At 70.1% G+C, this 18,216-nt stretch carries 14 protein-coding genes; 9 read left to right on the top strand and 5 right to left on the bottom strand.

Translation table 11 applies throughout. The features are described from left to right. Nucleotides 1–11 precede the first annotated feature (11 nt). The gene (locus tag ACFWY5_RS42235) at nt 12–3,767 is read left to right on the top strand and encodes a LamG-like jellyroll fold domain-containing protein (RefSeq protein WP_379638203.1); all 3,756 of its coding nucleotides are present in this window, start codon (nt 12–14) and stop codon (nt 3,765–3,767) included. Here ACFWY5_RS42235 and ACFWY5_RS42230 read toward each other — a convergent pair. Continuing rightward, complete coding sequence (locus tag ACFWY5_RS42230; protein ID WP_379611378.1) at nt 3,760–4,236, bottom strand: MarR family winged helix-turn-helix transcriptional regulator; 477 nt, start codon at nt 4,234–4,236, stop codon at nt 3,760–3,762. The two genes, ACFWY5_RS42235 and ACFWY5_RS42230, sit on opposite strands and share 8 nt — an antisense overlap. Nucleotides 4,237–4,323: 87 nt before the next feature. Here ACFWY5_RS42230 and ACFWY5_RS42225 point away from each other — a divergent pair, with 87 nt between their 5' ends. Further along, nucleotides 4,324–5,145 (top strand): SDR family oxidoreductase, encoded by an 822-nt coding sequence (locus tag ACFWY5_RS42225; RefSeq protein WP_379638202.1) that lies wholly within the window; start codon nt 4,324–4,326, stop codon nt 5,143–5,145. A 4-nt stretch (nt 5,146–5,149) separates the two neighbouring features. Here the strand turns inward: ACFWY5_RS42225 and ACFWY5_RS42220 are convergent, their stop codons facing one another. Next, a complete protein-coding gene (locus ACFWY5_RS42220) occupies nt 5,150–6,205 on the bottom strand; it encodes a hypothetical protein (RefSeq protein WP_379638201.1) in 1,056 nt (351 codons plus the stop codon). Next, nucleotides 6,189–6,725, bottom strand: a complete 537-nt coding sequence (locus tag ACFWY5_RS42215; protein WP_379611375.1) for an RNA polymerase sigma factor — start codon at nt 6,723–6,725, stop codon at nt 6,189–6,191. The genes ACFWY5_RS42220 and ACFWY5_RS42215 overlap by 17 nt, the downstream gene beginning before the upstream one ends. 144 nt (nt 6,726–6,869) lie before the next feature. Here ACFWY5_RS42215 and dnaK point away from each other — a divergent pair, with 144 nt between their 5' ends. The 6 genes from dnaK (at nt 6,870) to ACFWY5_RS42185 (ending at nt 14,321) form a co-directional block, all read left to right on the top strand. Beyond that, nucleotides 6,870–8,744: a molecular chaperone DnaK gene (gene dnaK / locus ACFWY5_RS42210; RefSeq protein WP_379611374.1), complete on the top strand. Its 1,875-nt coding sequence runs from the start codon at nt 6,870–6,872 to the stop codon at nt 8,742–8,744. Next, the gene (gene grpE, locus ACFWY5_RS42205) at nt 8,744–9,352 is read left to right on the top strand and encodes a nucleotide exchange factor GrpE (RefSeq protein WP_379638200.1); all 609 of its coding nucleotides are present in this window, start codon (nt 8,744–8,746) and stop codon (nt 9,350–9,352) included. The genes dnaK and grpE overlap by 1 nt, the downstream gene beginning before the upstream one ends. Before the next feature lie 15 nt (nt 9,353–9,367). Beyond that, nucleotides 9,368–10,558 (top strand): molecular chaperone DnaJ, encoded by a 1,191-nt coding sequence (dnaJ, locus tag ACFWY5_RS42200; RefSeq protein ID WP_379611371.1) that lies wholly within the window; start codon nt 9,368–9,370, stop codon nt 10,556–10,558. Between the two features lie 4 nt (nt 10,559–10,562). Next, nucleotides 10,563–10,913, top strand: coding sequence for a heat shock protein transcriptional repressor HspR (locus ACFWY5_RS42195; RefSeq protein ID WP_184958700.1), 351 nt, complete (start codon nt 10,563–10,565; stop codon nt 10,911–10,913). 6 nt (nt 10,914–10,919) lie between these two features. After that, nucleotides 10,920–13,499, top strand: a complete 2,580-nt coding sequence (gene clpB / locus ACFWY5_RS42190) for an ATP-dependent chaperone ClpB (RefSeq protein ID WP_379638199.1) — start codon at nt 10,920–10,922, stop codon at nt 13,497–13,499. Between the two features lie 168 nt (nt 13,500–13,667). Further along, nucleotides 13,668–14,321, top strand: a complete 654-nt coding sequence (locus ACFWY5_RS42185; protein ID WP_379611368.1) for a hypothetical protein — start codon at nt 13,668–13,670, stop codon at nt 14,319–14,321. Between the two features lie 86 nt (nt 14,322–14,407). Here ACFWY5_RS42185 and ACFWY5_RS42180 read toward each other — a convergent pair whose 3' ends face one another. Then, the gene (locus ACFWY5_RS42180) at nt 14,408–15,856 is read right to left on the bottom strand and encodes a catalase (RefSeq protein ID WP_379638198.1); all 1,449 of its coding nucleotides are present in this window, start codon (nt 15,854–15,856) and stop codon (nt 14,408–14,410) included. Between the two features lie 99 nt (nt 15,857–15,955). Then, a complete protein-coding gene (locus ACFWY5_RS42175; RefSeq protein WP_379638197.1) occupies nt 15,956–17,320 on the bottom strand; it encodes an MFS transporter in 1,365 nt (454 codons plus the stop codon). A 72-nt stretch (nt 17,321–17,392) separates the two neighbouring features. On the opposite strand from ACFWY5_RS42175, the gene ACFWY5_RS42170 reads away from it, so the two are divergent. After that, a complete protein-coding gene (locus ACFWY5_RS42170) occupies nt 17,393–18,211 on the top strand; it encodes a helix-turn-helix transcriptional regulator (RefSeq protein WP_379611365.1) in 819 nt (272 codons plus the stop codon). Nucleotides 18,212–18,216: the final 5 nt, after the last annotated feature.

The following is an 18,216-nucleotide window of genomic DNA, read 5'->3' as shown; positions in this document are numbered from 1 at the left end:
TACGTGCGCTCATGTCCGTGCTCTTACTCACCGTCGGCATGGTCGCGTTGGTGGCGGCGCCCGCGCAGGCCCTGCCGGCACAGTTCCAGAAACAGGTCGTCTTCAGCGGCCTGACGCGCCCGTCGAACATCGAGTTCGCCGCCGACGGCCGCGTCTTCGTGGCCGAGAAGAGCGGGATCATCAAGGTCTTCGACTCCCTCACCGACACCACCCCCACCGTCTACGCCGACCTGCGCACCCAGGTGCACAACTTCTGGGACCGCGGCCTGCTCGGGATGGCGCTCCACCCGAACTTCCCCGCAGACCCCCGCCTGTACGTCCTGTACGCCCGCGACGCCGTCCCCGGCGGGAACGCTCCACGCTGGGGTACGGCCGGCGCCACCGACGACCCCTGCCCCAGCCCGCCCGGCCCCACCGGCGACGGCTGCCTGATCACCGGCCGCCTCTCGGTCATCTCGCCGGCCGGCGCGGAGACGCCGCTGATCACCGACTGGTGCCAGCAGCACCCCAGCCACTCGACCGGCGACCTGCAGTTCGGCCCCGACGGCATGCTGTACGCGACCGGCGGCGACGGCGCCAGCTTCAACTTCGCCGACTACGGCCAGGACAACCTGCCCAGCTCCGACATCACCCCGGACAACCCCTGCGGCGACCCGCCCAACTCGGTCGGCACCGCCCTGTCGCCCCCGTCTGCAGAGGGCGGCGCACTGCGCTCCCAGGACGTGCGTACCAGCGGCGACCCGAGCGGCCTCGACGGCACGATGATCCGCGTCGACCCCGACACCGGCGCCGCCGCCGCGGGCAACCCGAACGCCGGCAGCACCGACCAGAACACCGCCAGGATCGTCGCCAACGGCCTGCGCAACCCGTTCCGCCTGACCAACCGGCCGGGCACCGCGGAGATGTGGCTGGGCGAGGTCGGCTGGACCACGTGGGAGGAGATCAACCGCGTCGCCTCCCCGACCGCGGGCGTGACGAACTTCGGCTGGCCCTGCTACGAGGGCCCCAACCGGCAGGGCGGCTACGACGCGCTCAACCTGACCCTGTGCGAGAACTACTACGCGGCCGGCCCGTCCGCGCACGCCGCGCCGTACTTCGGCTGGAACCACAGCACCCGGCCGGCGCCCAACGACCCCTGCCCCAGCGGCAACTCCTCGGCCAGCGGGGTGGCGTTCTACCCGGGCGGGCCGTACCCGCCGGCCTATGACGACGCGCTGTTCTTCTCCGACTACAGCCGCTCGTGCGTCTGGGTGATGACCAAGGGCGCCAACGGGCTGCCCGACCCCGCGACGATCACGACGTTCGACTCCGGGGTCGGCTCGGTCGAACTGGAGACCGGGCCGAACGGCGACCTGTTCGCGGTGGACTACAACGCCGGCACGGTCGTGCGCTACCTGTACAACAACAACCCGCCGACGGCCGCGATCACGGCCAGCGCGACCTCGGGAGAGGCCCCGCTCGCTGTCAGCTTCTCCGGCACCGGCTCCACCGACCCCGACGGCGACCCGCTCACCTACGCCTGGGACCTCGACGGCGACGGCGACCTCGACGACTCCACCTCCGCCACCCCCTCGCGCACCTACACCCAGCCGGGCTCCCACACGGTACGGCTGCGCGTCAGCGACGGCAGGGGCGGCCAGGGCGACGCCACGGTGACGATCAACGTCAGCAACACGGCGCCCACAGCGGCGATCACCACCCCGACCGCCGCGACGACCTGGGCGGTGGGCGAGTCGATCGGGTTCTCCGGCACCGGCACCGACGCCCAGGACGGCACGATCCCCGGCTCGCGCATGCACTGGGCGCTGATCATGCACCACTGCCCAGGCGGCTGCCACGAGCACGAGATCACCACGTTCACCGGCGCGTCCGGCTCCTTCCAGGCGCCCGACCACGAGTACCCGTCGCACCTGGAGCTCAAGCTCACCGTCACCGACGCGCACGGCCTGACCGACACCAAGAGCGTGCTGCTGCAGCCCAAGACGGTGAACCTGACCTTCCAGACGAACCCACCCGGCCTCCTGCTCGGCTTCAACGCCGAACAGACGGTCGCGCCGTTCACCCGGACGGTGATCGTCGGTTCGAGCGTCGGCCTGTCCGCGCCTTCACCCCAGGGCGACCAGGGCTTCGTCTCCTGGTCGGACGGCGGCGCCGCGGCCCACAACATCACCGCCCCGGCGAGCGCGGCCACCTACACCGCGACCTACCAGACCGTGACCGGCCAGCCGGGTCTGGTGGCGGCGTACTCGATGAACGAAGGCACCGGCACGGCCGTCGGCGACGCCTCACCTTCGGGCAACGACGGGACCACGACCGCGACCACCTGGGCCCAGACCGGCAAGTACGGCAAGGCCCTGTCGTTCAACGGCAGCTCCAGTTGGGTCACCGTCGCCGACTCCCCGAGCCTGCGCCTGACCGGCGGCATGACGTTGGAAGCATGGATCCGCCCGGCCACCACGACCGGCTGGCGCACCATCGCCATGAAGCAGTTCGGCAGCGACCTCGCCTACTCCCTGGATCTCAACGACCGCGCCCACAGCACCATCCACACCACCTCGGAACGCGGCCTCTACGGCACCGCCTCCCTGCCCCTCAACACCTGGACCCACGTCGCCGCCACCTACGACGGCGCCAACCTCAAGCTCTACGTCAACGGCACAGAAACCAGCTCAGTGGCCGCATCCGGAAACATCAGGACCGACAACGGCGTGCTGCGCATCGGCGGCAACGCCGTCTGGGGCGAATACTTCAACGGCCTCATCGACGAGGTCCGCATCTACAACAGGGCCCTGACGCCCGCCCAGCTCACCGCCGACATGAACACCCCGATCGGCACCCCGCAACCGCCCGACACCGAAGCGCCGAGCGCCCCCGGCGCCCCGGCGGCCACCGGCGGCGCCGGCTTCGCCTCCCTGTCCTGGACCGCGTCCACCGACAACGTGGGCGTCGAGGGCTACACGATCCACCGCTCGGCGACGCCGAACTTCACCCCGTCAGGGGCGAACCAGGTCGGCTCCACGCCGTCCACGTCGTTCACCGACTCGGGCCTGGCCGCGGGCACGTACTACTACCGCGTGCGCGCCTTCGACGCCGTCCCCAACACCAGCGCCTCGTCCGGCGAGGTGAGCGCGGCCGTGACCGCGCCGCCGACCGGCCAGGGCCTGGTGGCGGCCTACGCCATGAACGAGGGCACCGGCGTCACCGTCGCCGACTCCTCCGGCAGCGGCAACAACGGCGCCTCCACCGCCACGTCCTGGACCACGACCGGCAAGTACGGCAACGCCCTGTCGTTCAACGGCACCGGTAGCTGGGTCACCGTCGCCGACTCCCCCAGCCTGCGCCTGACCGGCGCCATGACGTTGGAAGCATGGATCCGGCCGACCACCACCACGGGCTGGCGCACGATCGTCATGAAGCAGTTCGGGAACGACCTCGCGTACACCCTGGATCTCAACGACCGTGCCCACAGCACCATCCACACCACCTCGGAACGCGGCCTCTACGGCACCGCCTCCCTGCCCCTCAACACCTGGACCCACGTCGCCGCCACCTACGACGGCGCCAACCTGAAGCTGTTCGTCAACGGAGCGGAGGTGAGCTCCGTCACCGCGACCGGAAACATCAGGACCGACAACGGCGTGCTGCGCATCGGCGGCAACGCCGTCTGGGGCGAATACTTCAACGGCCTCATCGACGAGGTCCGCGTCTACAACAGGGCCCTGACGCCCGCCCAGCTCACCACCGACATGAACACCCCCATCACCTGACGGCCCGCCTGCCGGCCGTCAGCCGCTCGGCCTGCCTGCGCCCCACCTCAGCGGTGCGGCGCAGGTAGTCGACGATCACTTCCAGCTCGCTCTCGGAGTAGCCGGTGAGCGCCTGGCCGAAGTCCGTGCCGGGCTCGGTCCAGGCCGCGCCGATCCGTTCCCTCGCCGCGGGGGCCGGCGCGACGAGCGTGCGCCTGCGGTCCTTCTCGTCGGCCTGCCGTACGACCAGGCCGGCCTTCTCCAGGCGGTCGACCAGGCGGGTGGCCGAACCATGCGTCAGCCCCGTGAGCGCCGCGATCCTGCCCGTGGTCACCGGACCGGGCTCCAGGTCGAGCAGTCCCATGCACTGCAGGTCCGTGGGGTGAATGCCGAGGCTGTCGGCCAGCGCCTGGTTGAACAGCACGTACGCCGCGTAGTGCCGCTGGCTCTCGGCGACGAGGACGTCGAACAACTCCGCGCGGTTTGACACCGTGCGCCTCCACTCGGCTAAATTACGTGCGTGACGCAATGTTTGCGTGACGCACTTATTCTATCGTCCTGAAGGGACAACCCCAGCATGACCACCCTTGTCACCGGAAGCCGCGGCGCCGTCGCCCGCGCCCTCATCCCGATGCTGCGTGAACGCGGCCTGCCGGTCCGCGCCGCCTCCAGGGCACCGGACGACGACCGGACCGTGCGCTGCGACCTCACCGATCCGGGCACCTTCCCCGCCGCGCTGGACGGCGTGAGCTCCGTCTTCCTCTACGCCGAGCCGTCCTGCGCCGACGCCTTCGCCGCAGAGGCCGCCAAGGCGGGGGTGCGGCACATCGTGCTGCTCTCCTCCTCCTCGGTGCTCACCGACGACCCGTCCGGCAACCCCTTGGCCGTCTCCCACCTCGACGCCGAGAACGCGCTGCTGCGCTCCCCGATCCCGGCCACGCTGCTGCGCCCGGGAGCGTTCGCCGGCAACGCGACGGCATGGTCGTGGGCCATCAAGTCCGGCGAACCGGTCAGCCTGCCCTACCCCGGCGCGCACAGCGACGCCATCCACGAGGACGACGTCGCCGCCTGTGCCGCCGCGGTGCTGGCCGATCCCGGGCTGGGCGGCCGGGCGTACACGCTGACCGGGCCGCAGTCGATCACCTTCGCCGAGCGGCTCGAGATCCTCGGACGCGCGCTCGGCCGGGAGATCGGCGTCAAGCCCGTCACCCGCGAGGAGTGGAAGGCCGAGGTGGCCCAGTACGTGCGCGGCGCCTATGCCGACGCGCTGCTCGACTGGTGGGAGTCGTGCGACGGCGTGCCCGCGTCCCTGACCACGGCGGTCGAGGACCTGACCGGCCGCCCCGCCCGCACCTTCGAGTCCTGGGCCCGCGCCCACGCCGCCGACTTCGGGCGCTGACGGCTCAGCCCTTGCGCGGGCAGCCCTTCGGCATCCGCGGAAGGAGATCCGTCCAGCCGCTCACGACGGTCGCGTGGTACGAGACGATCCGGCCGCCCTTGACGGCGTAGGCGACTCTGGCCTGCGGGGCGCCGTTCTGGAGGTTGATGAACAGACGGTGGCGGACGGGCACGTCGTTGATGGTCCCGCCCTCCTCGCCCAGGTCCACGACCAGGCCCTCGCGGCCGAGAGGATCGCGTGCGACGCCGTGCACGCGGGTGCCGGGCTGCCCGGCCAGCACGCGCAGCACCCCCGCCCGCACCTGGGGACTGATCGGCATGTCCAACATGTTGCCGAGCACGGGGGCGAACTCCGCGAAGGACTTGCGGAAGCCCCGGTCGTTCCAGATCCGGTTGTACTCCCGGAACTTCCGCTCCAGAGCCTCGGGCTCGGCCGGCAGCGCCGCGAGGTCGGCCATGGTGAAGTCCGCGACGGACCTGTCGCCGTACCTGCCGCCCCAGTAGGCGCTGAAGCCCGACGTGCACTTTCCGCCGGCCGTCTCCCACAGCATGACCCGATCACCGGCCGAGCGCGGCACCCAGTTCTCGGCCCGCACCTTGCTGTCGGTCATCCGGGACGTGCGCCAGTACCGTCGTGGCGGCTCGTGCAGCTTCTCGATGCGCGCGGCGAGGTCGAGCATGGCCTGGTTCGGCCCCGGCTTCGGGGATTTGTACGGGGTCGACAGCGGCTTCTGGGAGGGCGCCGGGGTCAGCACCGGGGCGGGCGCCGGCGCGAGGTTCGCGGCCAGCGCGACGACCACCGACACGACCGCCGCCGTCGCCAGCGCGGCCCACGCCCAGCTCCTCCGCGCCCACTTCCCCCGCGCCCAGCTCATCCACGCCCAGTTCCCCCGTGTCCAGCTCCGTCGCGTCAGGCTCCGTCGCGAGGCGAGCCGGCCCGCCCTCGGCCGGGTTCGTACGGCCGCCACCTTCGCGCGTCCTCTCGCCACGACCTCGTCCGACGGCGGCCGGGCGTCGGGCAGGGCACGTGCGAGCAGCTCCAGCTCATCCATCGACTCCACCGAACTCCTCCTTGAGCGCCTCGCGCAGTTGCTTGCGCGCCCGGTTGAGCCGGGACGCGACGGTTCCGTAGGGGATGTCCAGAGCCGCGGCCACCTCGGCGTGACTCAGACCACCCAGCGCGACCAGCAGCACCACGTCGCGGTCGCGCGGCTTCAGCCCGGCCAGCGCCCCCGCGAGCGGGCCGGTGAGGCGCGCGGCGTCGATCCGGTCGAGGACGGCGTCCTCCCGGTCGTCCCAGTCGCGCTCGGCCGCGCGGGCCAGCGCCTTCCACCTCCTGCTCTCGGTACGGCGATGCCGGGCGACCAGGTTGGTGGCGATGCCGTACAGCCAGGGCCTGATCTGACCCGCGGCCGGGTCGTAGCCGCCGCGCAGCGCGGCCACGAAGACGTCCGCGGCCAGATCGTCGGCGATGTCGTCGGTCAGGCGGCGGGCGATGTAGCGGTGGATCTCACCGAAATATCGGTCGAAGAGATCAGGTGGAACCCCCAGCGGATCTGCCCCGTTACGCGTGTTGTGCACGATCACACCCGTTCTTGCCCGATGCCGCGGAATGCTTTCACGCTCATCGGGGTTGAGTCGGGTAGGCTCAACTCGTTTGACAAAGGTCATTCGGCTTCGTAAGTTGAGCCCATCGGACTCAACTTTGACTACAAGGACGTACTCATGGCACGTGCGGTAGGTATCGACCTGGGGACGACCAACTCTGTCGTCTCGATCCTCGAGGGCGGTGAGCCCACCGTCATCGCCAACGCGCAGGGCTCGCGGACCACGCCGTCCGTGGTCGCCTTTGCGAAGAACGGCGAAGTCCTGGTCGGCGAGGTCGCCAAGCGACAGGCCGTCACCAACGTGGACCGGACCATCCGCTCCGTCAAGCGGGAGATGGGCACCAACTGGTCCCAGGAGATCGACGGCAAGAAGTTCTCCCCCCAGCAGATCAGCGCGTTCGTGCTGCAGAAGCTCAAGCAGGACGCCGAGGCGTACCTGGGCGAGAAGATCACCGACGCGGTGGTCACCGTCCCGGCGTACTTCAACGACGCCCAGCGTCAGGCGACCAAGGAGGCCGGCACCGTCGCGGGCCTCAACGTCCTGCGCATCATCAACGAGCCGACCGCGGCCGCTCTGGCCTACGGGCTCGACAAGGACCAGGACCAGACCATCCTCGTCTTCGACCTCGGCGGCGGCACGTTCGACGTGTCCCTGCTCGACGTCGGCCAGGAGGACGGCCACGGCTTCGTCGAGGTGAAGGCCACCTCCGGTGACAACCACCTCGGTGGCGACGACTGGGACCAGCGCGTCGTCGACGAGCTCGTCAAGCGCTTCCAGAACGCCCACGGCGTCGACCTGGCCAAGGACAAGATGGCTCTCCAGCGTCTCCGCGAGGCCGCGGAGAAGGCGAAGATCGAGCTGTCCAGCCAGTCCGAGACGAACATCAACCTGCCCTACATCACCGCTTCCTCCGAGGGGCCCCTGCACCTCGACGAGAAGCTCACCCGCAGCGAGTTCCAGCGGCTCACCGCCGACCTGCTCGAGCGGACCAAGGGCCCGTTCCACCAGGTCATCAAGGACGCCGGCATCAAGGTCGCCGACATCGCCCACGTGGTGCTCGTCGGCGGTTCGACCCGCATGCCCGCCGTCTCCGAGCTCGTCAAGGAGCTGACCGGCGGCAAGGAGCCCAACAAGGGCGTGAACCCGGACGAGGTCGTCGCCATCGGCGCCGCCCTGCAGGCCGGCGTGCTCAAGGGTGAGGTCAAGGACGTCCTGCTGCTCGACGTGACCCCGCTGTCGCTGGGCATCGAGACCAAGGGCGGCATCTTCACCAAGATCATCGAGCGCAACACCACGATCCCGACCAAGCGCTCCGAGGTCTTCACCACGGCCGAGGACAACCAGCCGTCGGTGCAGATCCAGGTGTACCAGGGCGAGCGTGAGATCGCTTCCTACAACAAGAAGCTGGCCACCTTCGACCTGACCGGCATCGCCCCGGCGCCGCGCGGCATCCCGCAGATCGAGGTCACCTTCGACATCGACGCCAACGGCATCGTCAACGTCTCCGCCAAGGACCTCGGCACCGGCAAGGAGCAGACGATGACGATCACCGGCGGCTCCGCGCTGCCGAAGGACGACATCGAGCGCATGATGCGCGAGGCCGAGTCCTACGCCGAAGAGGACAAGCAGCGCCGCGAGGAGGCCGAGGTCCGCAACAACGCGGACGGTCTGGCCTACCAGACGGAGAAGTTCCTGCGCGAGAACGACGACAAGGTCCCCGGCGAGATCAAGACCGAGGTCAACGACGCGCTCACCGAGCTGAAGAAGGCTCTTGAGGGCACCGACACCGACGTCATCCGCACGAGCGCCGAGAAGCTGGCGACCGTCAGCCAGAAGATGGGCTCGGCGATCTACGCTCAGAACCAGCAGCAGCAGGGCGGCGAGGGCGCTCCGCAGGACGCCACTCCCGGCGCCGAGCAGGACAAGAGCGACGACGACGACGTGGTCGAGGCCGAGATCGTCGACGACGACCAGCCGAAGAAGGACAAGTGATGCCGGGGGCAGACGAGCCGGTGATCCGCGACAACCGCAAGATCGACCCCGAGACGGGCCAGGCGCGCCAGAGCGCCGGGTCCGACTCCCAGGACGCCGCCGGCGCGGGCTCCGCCAACGGCGGCGCCGAGTCGAACACCAGCGGCGCACCCGGCTCCGACACCATCCTGCTGGCGGAGCGCACCGCCGATCTCCAGCGGCTCCAGGCGGAGTACACCAACTACCGCCGCCGGGTCGAGCGCGACCGCGTCGCGGTCCGCGAGCAGGCCATGGCCGGGATTCTCGCCGAGTTCCTGCCGGTCCTCGACGACATCGGCAGGGCCCGCGACCACGGCGAGCTCACCGGCGGCTTCGCGAAGGTGGCCGAGTCGCTCGAAGCGGCCGTCACCAAGCTGGGGCTCAGCTCGTTCGGGCAGAAGGGCGACCCCTTCGACCCGACCATCCACGAGGCGCTGATGCACAGCTACTCGTCGGAAGTGTCCGAACCCACCGCCATCGAGGTGCTGCAGTCCGGGTACCGCCTCGGAGAGCGGGTGCTGCGCCCGGCGCGAGTGGCCGTGGCGGAGCCGGACGACTCACCGGCTGACGACGACAACGACGAAAACTAGGACGAAGGGCCATCGATGAGCACCAAGGACTACCTGGAGAAGGACTACTACGCCGTCCTTGGTGTGCCCAAGACCGCCACCGCAGACGAGATCAAGAAGGCTTACCGGAAGCTGGCCCGGCAGTATCACCCCGACACCAACCAGGGTGACTCCGTCAAAGAGGCCAAGTTCAAGGAGATCTCCGAAGCCAACGACATCCTGTCGGACACCAAGCGCCGCAAGGAGTACGACGAGGCCCGGACGCTGTTCGGGTCCGGCGTCGGCGGCCAGCGTCCCGGCGGTGGCGGTTTCCCGTTCGACTTCGGCGACCTGTTCGGCGGCACCGCCGGTCAGCAGAGCGGCGGCGGCGGTGGCGGCGCGGGCGAGCGGCTCGGCGACCTGTTCGGCGGGCTGTTCAACCGGGGTGGCGCCGGCACCGGCCGTACCAGCAGCACGACCAGGCCGCGGCGCGGGCAGGACATCGAGTCCGAGGTCACGCTGACCTTCACCGAGGCGGTGGAGGGCAGCACGGTCTCGCTCCGGCTGACCAGTTCGGCGGCGTGCAAGTCGTGCACCGGCACCGGCGCCAAGGCCGGCACCACGCCGCGCGTCTGCCCGACCTGTGAGGGCACCGGCGCGGCCAGCCGCAACCTGGGCAACTTCGCCTTCTCCGAGCCCTGCCGCGACTGCAAGGGCCGTGGTCTGATCGTCGACGACCCGTGCCCCGACTGCGACGGCAGCGGGCGGGCCAAGAGCACCCGCACGATCCAGGCGCGCATCCCCGCGGGGGTGGCCGACGGCCAGCGGGTCAAGCTCAAGGCCAAGGGCGCGCCGGGCGAGAACGGCGGGCCGGCGGGCGACCTCTACATCGTCACCCACGTGAAGGCGCACGCCGTCTTCGGCCGGACCGGCGACAACCTGACCATCACGGTGCCCGTGACCTTCACCGAGGCGGCGCTGGGCGCCGAGATCAAGGTGCCGATCCTCAAGGGCCTGCCGGTCACGCTGCGTATCCCCGCGGGTACTCCCAACGGGCGCACCTTCCGCGTCCGGGGCCGCGGCGTCACCCGCAAGGACGGCACCAAGGGCGACCTGCTCGCCAGCGTCGAAGTGCTCGTGCCTGAGGCGCTCGATGAGAAGTCGCGTGACCTGCTGACGGAGTTCAGCACGGCCACCGCGGGCGACGACCCGCGCGCCGAACTCATCCAGCGAGCCAGAAGCGAGTAAGCCGATGGACGCCAACTATTTCGACCTGTCCGACGACACCCCCGTCTACGTCATCTCGGTGGCCGCGCAGCTCTCGGGACTGCACCCGCAGACGCTGAGGCAGTACGACCGGCTCGGACTGGTCAGCCCCGGCCGCACGGCCGGACGCGGCCGCCTCTACTCCACGCGCGACATCATCATGCTCCGCGAGGTCCAGCGCCTGTCCCAGGAAGAGGGCATCAACCTCGCGGGGATCAAGCGCATTCTCGAGCTGGAGAACGAGGCCCTGCGGCTGCGTGAGGAGGTTCACCGGCTCAGGGCCGAGATGCAGATGGTGAGGGCGTTGATCCGCTACGAGCTGCCACCGGGGGCGTAAGAACACATGGACTACAAGCTCACCCAGAAGAGCCAGGAGGCGCTGTCGGGGGCCATGCGGCGAGCCGCCGCGGAAGGCAATCCGGAGATCGCCCCGGCCCACCTGCTGACCACGCTGCTGGCCCAGACGGGCGGCACCGCCGTACCTCTGCTGGAGGCCGTCGGAGCCGACTGGAAGGCGATCCGCGCGAAGTCGGAGGAGCTGCTCGCGGCGCTGCCGAAGGCGCAGGGGGCCACGGTGTCGGCGCCGTCGAGCTCGCGCCAGCTGCTCACCGTGATCAACACGGCCGCGCAGCGCGCCAAGCGGCTCGAAGACGAGTACGTCTCCACCGAGCACCTGCTCGTCGCGCTCGCCGCCGACGGCGGCCAGGCCGCCGACCTGCTCAGGCCGCAGGGCGCCACGCCCGAGGCGCTGCTCGACGCCTTCGAGAAGGTACGCGGCAACGCCCGCGTCACCAGCGAGACTCCGGAAGACACCTACAAGGCGCTGGAGAAGTACGGCGTCGACCTGACCGAGCGGGCCCGCACCGGCAAGCTCGACCCGGTCATCGGCCGCGACTCGGAGATCCGGCGCGTGGTCCAGGTGCTGTCCCGGCGTACCAAGAACAACCCGGTCCTGATCGGCGAGCCCGGCGTGGGCAAAACCGCCGTGGTCGAGGGGCTGGCCCAGCGCATCGTGGCCGGTGACGTGCCCGAGTCGCTGCGCAACAAGCGGCTGATCTCGCTCGACCTGGGCGCGATGGTCGCCGGGGCCAAGTACCGGGGCGAGTTCGAGGAGCGGCTCAAGGCCGTGCTCTCCGAGATCAAGGAGAGCGACGGGCAGGTCGTGACCTTCATCGACGAGCTCCACACGGTCGTCGGCGCCGGGGCCGCCGAGGGCGCCATGGACGCGGGCAACATGCTCAAGCCGATGCTGGCCCGCGGCGAGCTGCGGATGATCGGCGCGACCACGCTCGACGAGTACCGCGAGCGCATCGAGAAGGACCCGGCGCTGGAGCGGCGCTTCCAGCAGGTCTACGTCGGCGAGCCGACCGTCGAGGACACCATCGCGATCCTGCGCGGCCTGAAGGGCCGCTACGAGGCGCACCACCAGGTCGTGATCGCCGACAGCGCGCTGGTCGCCGCCGCCGCGCTGTCCGACCGCTACATCACCAACCGCTTCCTGCCCGACAAGGCCATCGACCTGGTCGACGAGGCCGCCTCCCGGCTCCGCATGGAGATCGACTCGCGGCCCGTCGAGATCGACCAGCTCCAGCGCAACGTCGACCGGATGAAGATGGAGGAGCTCGCGCTCTCCAAGGAGACCGACGAGGCCAGCCAGCAGCGCCTGGAGCGCCTGCGCAAGGAGCTGGCCGACCGCCAGGAGGAGCTCAACGCCCTGGTCGGCCGCTGGGAGCGGGAGAAGGCCGGGCTCAACAAGCTCGGCGACCTGAAGAAGCAGCTCGACGAGGCCCGCAGCACCGCCGAGCGCTTCCAGCGCGACGGCAACTACGCCGAGGCCTCCAAGCTGCTCTACGACGAGGTCCCGCGGCTGGAGAAGGAGCTGGAGATCGCCGGCGCCGCCGCCCAGGAGGCCGAGTCCCAGCCGATGGTCAAGGAGGAGGTCGGCGCCGACGACATCGCCGAGGTCATCTCCTCCTGGACCGGCATCCCCGCCGGACGCCTGCTGGAGGCCGAGACCGCCAAGCTGCTGCGCATGGAGGAGGAGCTCGGCCGCCGCCTCATCGGACAGGCCCAGGCCGTCCAGGCCGTCTCCGACGCCGTACGGCGCAGCCGCGCCGGCATCTCCGACCCCGACCGGCCCACGGGATCGTTCATGTTCCTGGGCCCGACGGGCGTCGGCAAGACCGAACTGGCCAAGGCGCTGGCGGAGTTCCTGTTCGACGACGAACGGGCCATGACCCGGATCGACATGAGCGAGTACTCCGAGAAGCACAGCGTGGCCCGGCTGGTCGGCGCGCCTCCGGGATACGTCGGTTACGAGGAGGGCGGGCAGCTCACCGAGGCGGTACGGCGGCGGCCGTACACCGTGGTGCTGCTCGACGAGGTCGAGAAGGCGCACCCGGAGGTCTTCGACATCCTCCTGCAGGTGCTCGACGACGGCCGGCTGACCGACGGGCAGGGGCGCACGGTCGACTTCCGCAACGCGATCCTCATCCTGACCTCCAACATCGGCTCGCAGTTCCTCGTCGATCCCAAGCTGGAGAACGGCGCCAAGCGCGATGCCGTGATGGGCGCGGTGCGCAACGCGTTCAAGCCGGAGTTCCTCAACCGGCTGGACGACGTGATCCTGTTCGACGCGCTCGGCTCCGAAGAGCTGGGCCGGATCGTCGACCTGCAGATCGACCGGCTCGCCCATCGCCTGGCCGACCGGCGCATCACGCTCGACGTCACCGCGGCGGCCCGCGAGTGGCTCACGCTCACCGGCTACGACCCCATGTACGGGGCCCGGCCGCTGCGGCGGCTGGTGCAGTCGGCGATCGGCGACAAGCTGGCCAGGGAAGTACTGGCCGGGACGGTCACCGACGGCGACACGGTCCGGGTGGACCTGGGCGACGACGAGCTCACCGTGGAGCGCGCCGCCTGAGGTCAAAGCCGATCTCCGGCCGGGGCCGCCGGGTAAGGTCTGGCCCACCCTTCGGGCAAGCACCCGTCCCTGTCCCGGCCGCGTGACTAGCTTCAGCGTTCGTCGGATCACCAAAAACGATCAGGGGGACGTGAAGTGTCATCTCGGAGCATCCGGAGCATCCTTGCGGTGGCCACTCTGACCACGGGAGTGAGCTGGCTGGTCGCGGGCCCCGCGCTGGGGGCGGACTACTGCGCCGACAGGGTCGCCGCCCTGCGGGCGCCCACCACGGTGGCCTCGGTCTGCGAGGAGCTGCTCGACCTGCGGATGAGCGGCAACTACGGCGACAAGATGACCGCGCCCAAGGACAGCGACGTGGCGATGTCCGCCGAGACGCTGGCCAGGAAGGCGGGCCTGCCGGGCCTGTCGAAGGCGTCGGCGGTACTGAGCCTGGCGGACCTGGGCGGCGTTGCCGCGGCCGCCGGCGCGCCGTCGATGCCCACCGGCTCGCCGGGTGTGGCGGGCCTGCGGAGCGTGGCGGACGTGCCCACCGCGCCCGATCTGCCTGGTCTGCCCAACAACCCGGCGATCCCCGGCACGCTGGCGGCGCTGCCGCCGGTGCCGGTCGAGGGCGAGGTGCCCGCGCTGCCCGACGCGTCCGGCCTGGTGGCCGGCGTGGAAGCCCCGATCGCCCTGCCACAGCCGGCTGAGACCGTGGCGGACGAGATCACCGGCAAGCTGCCCGAGACGCCCGGCAAGGCGCTGGAGGCGGTGCCGGTGCCCGAGAGCGAGCCGGTGACCGGGGGGATCGCCGACCTGCTCAACGGTCTCAGGCTGAGCTGACCGCGCGGGCGGCGCGCGCCCGCCGTCCGCGAGCCATGAGAAAGGGCCGCGACCCGCCAGGTCGCGGCCCTTCGCTCGTGCCGGGGTCAGGACAGGCCGAGGCCCTGGGAGACGCCCTGGCCGAGGTCCTTGTGGACGTTGCTCCAGTACTCCACGACGCGCTTCTTCATCTCCGCGGTGACCTCGGGCGCGGAGGCGTGGCCGACGATGTTGCCGACCAGGTGCTCGCGGTCGGTCTCCGACAGCACGTTCTCCCACAGGGCGCGCGGCTGGCCGTAGTCGTCGTCCTCGGCGTGCAGGGTGTAGGCCGAGCGGATGATCTCGCCGGCGACCTGGTAGTCCGATCCGGCGTACGGGGCCGGGTCGGCGGCGGGGCCGTTCACGCTGTTGGGCGCGTAGACGGGGTCCCGCTGGTTGCGGAAGGTCATCGGCCCGTCGAAGTTGTAGCTGTTCACCGGTACGGCCGGCGCGTTGATCGGCAGTTGCTGGTAGTTCGGCCCGATCCGGTACCGGTGGGTGTCGGGGTAGGAGAACAGGCGGCCCTGGAGCATCTTGTCCGGCGAGGTGTCGATGCCCGGCACCAGGTTGGACGGCTCGAACGCGGCCTGCTCGACCTCGGCGAAGTAGTTGTCCGGGTTCCGGTTCAGGGTCATCGTGCCGATCGTGATCTCGGGGTAGTCGCCGTGCGGCCACACCTTGGTCAGGTCGAACGGGTTGAACCGGTAGTCGGCCGCCGCCTCGAACGGCATGACCTGCACGTTCACCGTCCACGACGGGTGATCGCCCGCCTTGATCGCCGTGTGCAGGTCGCGGATGTGGTGGTCGGGGTCGCCGGAGGCCAGCGCGTCGGCCTCGGCGGCGGTGAGGTTCTTGATGCCCTGGTCGGTCTTGAAGTGGTACTTGACCCAGAACTTCTCGCCCGCGGCGTTGTACCAGAGGAACGTGTGCGAGCCGAAGCCGTGCATGTTCCGCCAGGACGCCGGGGTGCCGCGGTCGCTCATGAGGAACGTGACCTGGTGCGCCGACTCCGGCGAGAGCGTCCAGAAGTCCCACTGCATGTTGTTGTCGCGCAGGTGGTTGTCGGCGCGGCGCTTCTGGCTGTGGATGAAGTCCGAGAACTTCTGCGGGTCGCGGATGAAGAAGATCGGCGTGTTGTTGCCGACGAGGTCGTAGTTGCCGTCCTCGGTGTAGAACTTGATCGCGAAGCCGCGGGGGTCACGGGCGGTGTCGGCGGAGCCGAGCTCACCGGCCACGGTCGAGAAGCGCAGGAAGAGCGGCGTCTCCTTGCCCTTCTGGAACAGTTTGGCCTTGGTGAACTGGCTGACGTCCTCGGTGATCCGCAGCACGCCGTGGGCCCCGCCGCCCTTGGCGTGCACCACTCTTTCCGGGACACGTTCGCGGTTGAAGTGCGCCATCTTCTGGATCAGGTAGTGATCCTGAAGCAGCAGGGGGCCGTTCGGTCCGACGGAGAGCGAGTGCTCGTCGCTCGGCGCGGGGATACCGGCGTCGTCGGTGCTGATTGGCCTGGTGGTCATCGCGAGGTCCTCCCGAATCCGGACGTGGACGGGGACCCTGACGGGTCCCCCTCTCCCTCGCAACCTATGCCCTTAACAAGAATGATTCAAGTAAACGAGTCATCCAAGTTTTGGTCTGACGAGGAAAAGAGAGGACAAGCCAGCCAGTACGGCCAGCCCCGCCAGCGCCACCGCGGTGGCCCCCTCGCCCTGCGCCATGAACAACGTCCCCACGGCCGCCACCCCGATCACCTGGCCGAGCTGCATCACCGTGAGCAGCGCCCCGCTGGCGTCGGCGGCGTACTCGTCCGACACCGACTGCGTGGCCAGGTTGGTGACCGCGATCTGCACACCCAGCCCGGCGCCGATCAGCGCGCTCAGCACCGCGTACGGCCAGCCGCCCCCGCTGACCAGCCCGAGCCCGAAGTACGCGGGCGCCGCCACCACGTACCCGAACGGCAGCAGCGTCCGCTGCAACCTGGCAGGCAGCCGCGGCCACAGCAGCCCGACCCCCGCGAACGCCACCGCGCACGGCACCAGCATCAGCCCCGACTGCAACGGCGTCAGGCGAAGCTCGCCCTGGAGGTGCAGCGCCGAGGTGAACAGGAAGGCGCCCCACGTGGCCGGCCCGAACAACAGCACGCCGAGCCCCGGCCGCATGCCCGGCGCCCGCAGGACGGAGGCGTCCACCAGGGGCCGCCCCCCGCGGCCCGACACCCACCGCTCCACGCGGACGAAGACATAGAAGACCACGACGCTGAGCCCGATCGAGATCCAGCCCCACACCGGCCAGCCCAGATCGCGGCCGAGCACCAGCGGCACCACGAACAACAGGACGGCCGCCGACAGCGTGACGAGCCCGATCGGGTCAAGGCCGGTGCGTCCGCCGCCCCCGTCGGCCGGCAGCACGCGCAGACCGGCGATCAGCAGAACGGCCCCGATCGGGACCATCACCAGGAACAGCACGCGCCAGCCGAGCCCGAGCCCGAGCAGGATGCCGCCGAGCGCCTGGCCGACCACGATGCCGCCGCTGACGACGGCCGACCACAGGCCCATCGCCCGGCCTCTGGCCGCGCCGTGGTAGTTGCGCTGGATGAGCGTGAGCACCTGGGGCATCATCAGCGCGGCGCCGGCGCCCTGCGCGAACCGGAACACCACGAGCCACCCGGTGGTGGGCGCCAGCCCGGAGCCCAGCGTGGTCAGCGTGAAGAAGGCCAGCCCGGCCAGGAAGGTGTTGCGGTAGCCGAAAAGGTCGCCGACCCGCGCTCCGGTGATCAGCAGGACGGCGTAGACGATGGTGTAGCCCGCCACGATCATCTGCAGGCCCGCGCCGGAGGAGTGCAGGTCACGCTCGACGGTCGGGATGGCGACGTTGACGATGTTGACGTTCAGGATGGCCAGGAACTGCCCGACGAGGATGATCACCAGGAGGATTCCGCTGGTCTTCGTCCTTTCCTGTTGGGGGGCAAGGGTGGCAGTAGTCATGACTATCAGATTGCGACAGACTGGATACCAGTAACGAGAGCCCATTTATCCTGGTATCGGAGGTACCTGGCTATGAAGCGTACCGACCTCGCCGCCTACCTCCGCAGCCGCCGCGAGCGCATCACCCCCGACATGGCCGGACTGCCGCCCGGCACCCGCCGGCGCACGCCCGGCCTGCGCCGAGAGGAGGTCGCACAGCTCGCCGGGGTGGGCGTGACCTGGTACACGTGGCTGGAGCAGGGACGGCCGATCAACGCCAGCATCCAGGTGCTGGAGGCCATCTCCCGCACCCTCCAGCTCGACCCCGCCGAGCGCCTGCACCTGTTCCGGCTGGCCGGGCACCAGGATCCGGTGCCCGTCGCCGACTCCGGCCGGGTCACGTCGGAGATGCGGCAGATCCTCGACCAGCTGAGCCCGATGCCCGCCTCCATCGCCACCAGCCGGCACGACATCCTCGCCTGGAACGCCGCGTACGCCGCGATCTTCCCCGAGATCGCCGAGGGCAAGCCGAACACCCTGTGGCTGACCTTCACCCGCGATGACATGTTCACGCGGCTGGTCAAGCGGGAGGAGGATCTCGCGCGGGCGGTCGCCGTCTTCCGCGGCGCCTACGCCAGGCACGCGCACGACCCCTGCTGGAAGGAGTTCGCCGAGAAGCTGATCGCGGCCAGCCCGGAGTTCGCCCGGCTGTGGGCGCGGCAGGACGTGGCCGACCCCGGACGCCGCGACAAGGTCTTCGTCAACGACGCCGTCGGCGAGCTCCACTTCACCACCACCAACTTCAGCTGTGACGCGGCCACCGAAACTCGCATGATCATCTATACCCCCGCGAATGACGCCACTCGCTCCGGAGTGGTGTGGTTGACCGCACACGCCCGCGAATCCGTCTGACATGG

The sequence above is a fragment of the Nonomuraea sp. NPDC059007 genome, from assembly GCF_042740555.1.
Classification (GTDB): domain Bacteria; phylum Actinomycetota; class Actinomycetes; order Streptosporangiales; family Streptosporangiaceae; genus Nonomuraea.
This window is presented reverse-complemented; position numbering and strand designations above follow the sequence as displayed.

Coding starts and splice junctions, on each gene's coding strand:
- ACFWY5_RS42180 (WP_379638198.1), bottom strand. CDS start 15,856: ATGACCACCAGGCCAATCAGCACCGACGACGCCGGTATCCCCGCGCCG.
- grpE (WP_379638200.1), top strand. CDS start 8,744: ATGCCGGGGGCAGACGAGCCGGTGATCCGCGACAACCGCAAGATCGAC.
- dnaK (WP_379611374.1), top strand. CDS start 6,870: ATGGCACGTGCGGTAGGTATCGACCTGGGGACGACCAACTCTGTCGTC.
- dnaJ (WP_379611371.1), top strand. CDS start 9,368: ATGAGCACCAAGGACTACCTGGAGAAGGACTACTACGCCGTCCTTGGT.
- ACFWY5_RS42175 (WP_379638197.1), bottom strand. CDS start 17,320: ATGACTACTGCCACCCTTGCCCCCCAACAGGAAAGGACGAAGACCAGC.
- ACFWY5_RS42195 (WP_184958700.1), top strand. CDS start 10,563: ATGGACGCCAACTATTTCGACCTGTCCGACGACACCCCCGTCTACGTC.
- clpB (WP_379638199.1), top strand. CDS start 10,920: ATGGACTACAAGCTCACCCAGAAGAGCCAGGAGGCGCTGTCGGGGGCC.
- ACFWY5_RS42170 (WP_379611365.1), top strand. CDS start 17,393: ATGAAGCGTACCGACCTCGCCGCCTACCTCCGCAGCCGCCGCGAGCGC.
- ACFWY5_RS42235 (WP_379638203.1), top strand. CDS start 12: ATGTCCGTGCTCTTACTCACCGTCGGCATGGTCGCGTTGGTGGCGGCG.
- ACFWY5_RS42225 (WP_379638202.1), top strand. CDS start 4,324: ATGACCACCCTTGTCACCGGAAGCCGCGGCGCCGTCGCCCGCGCCCTC.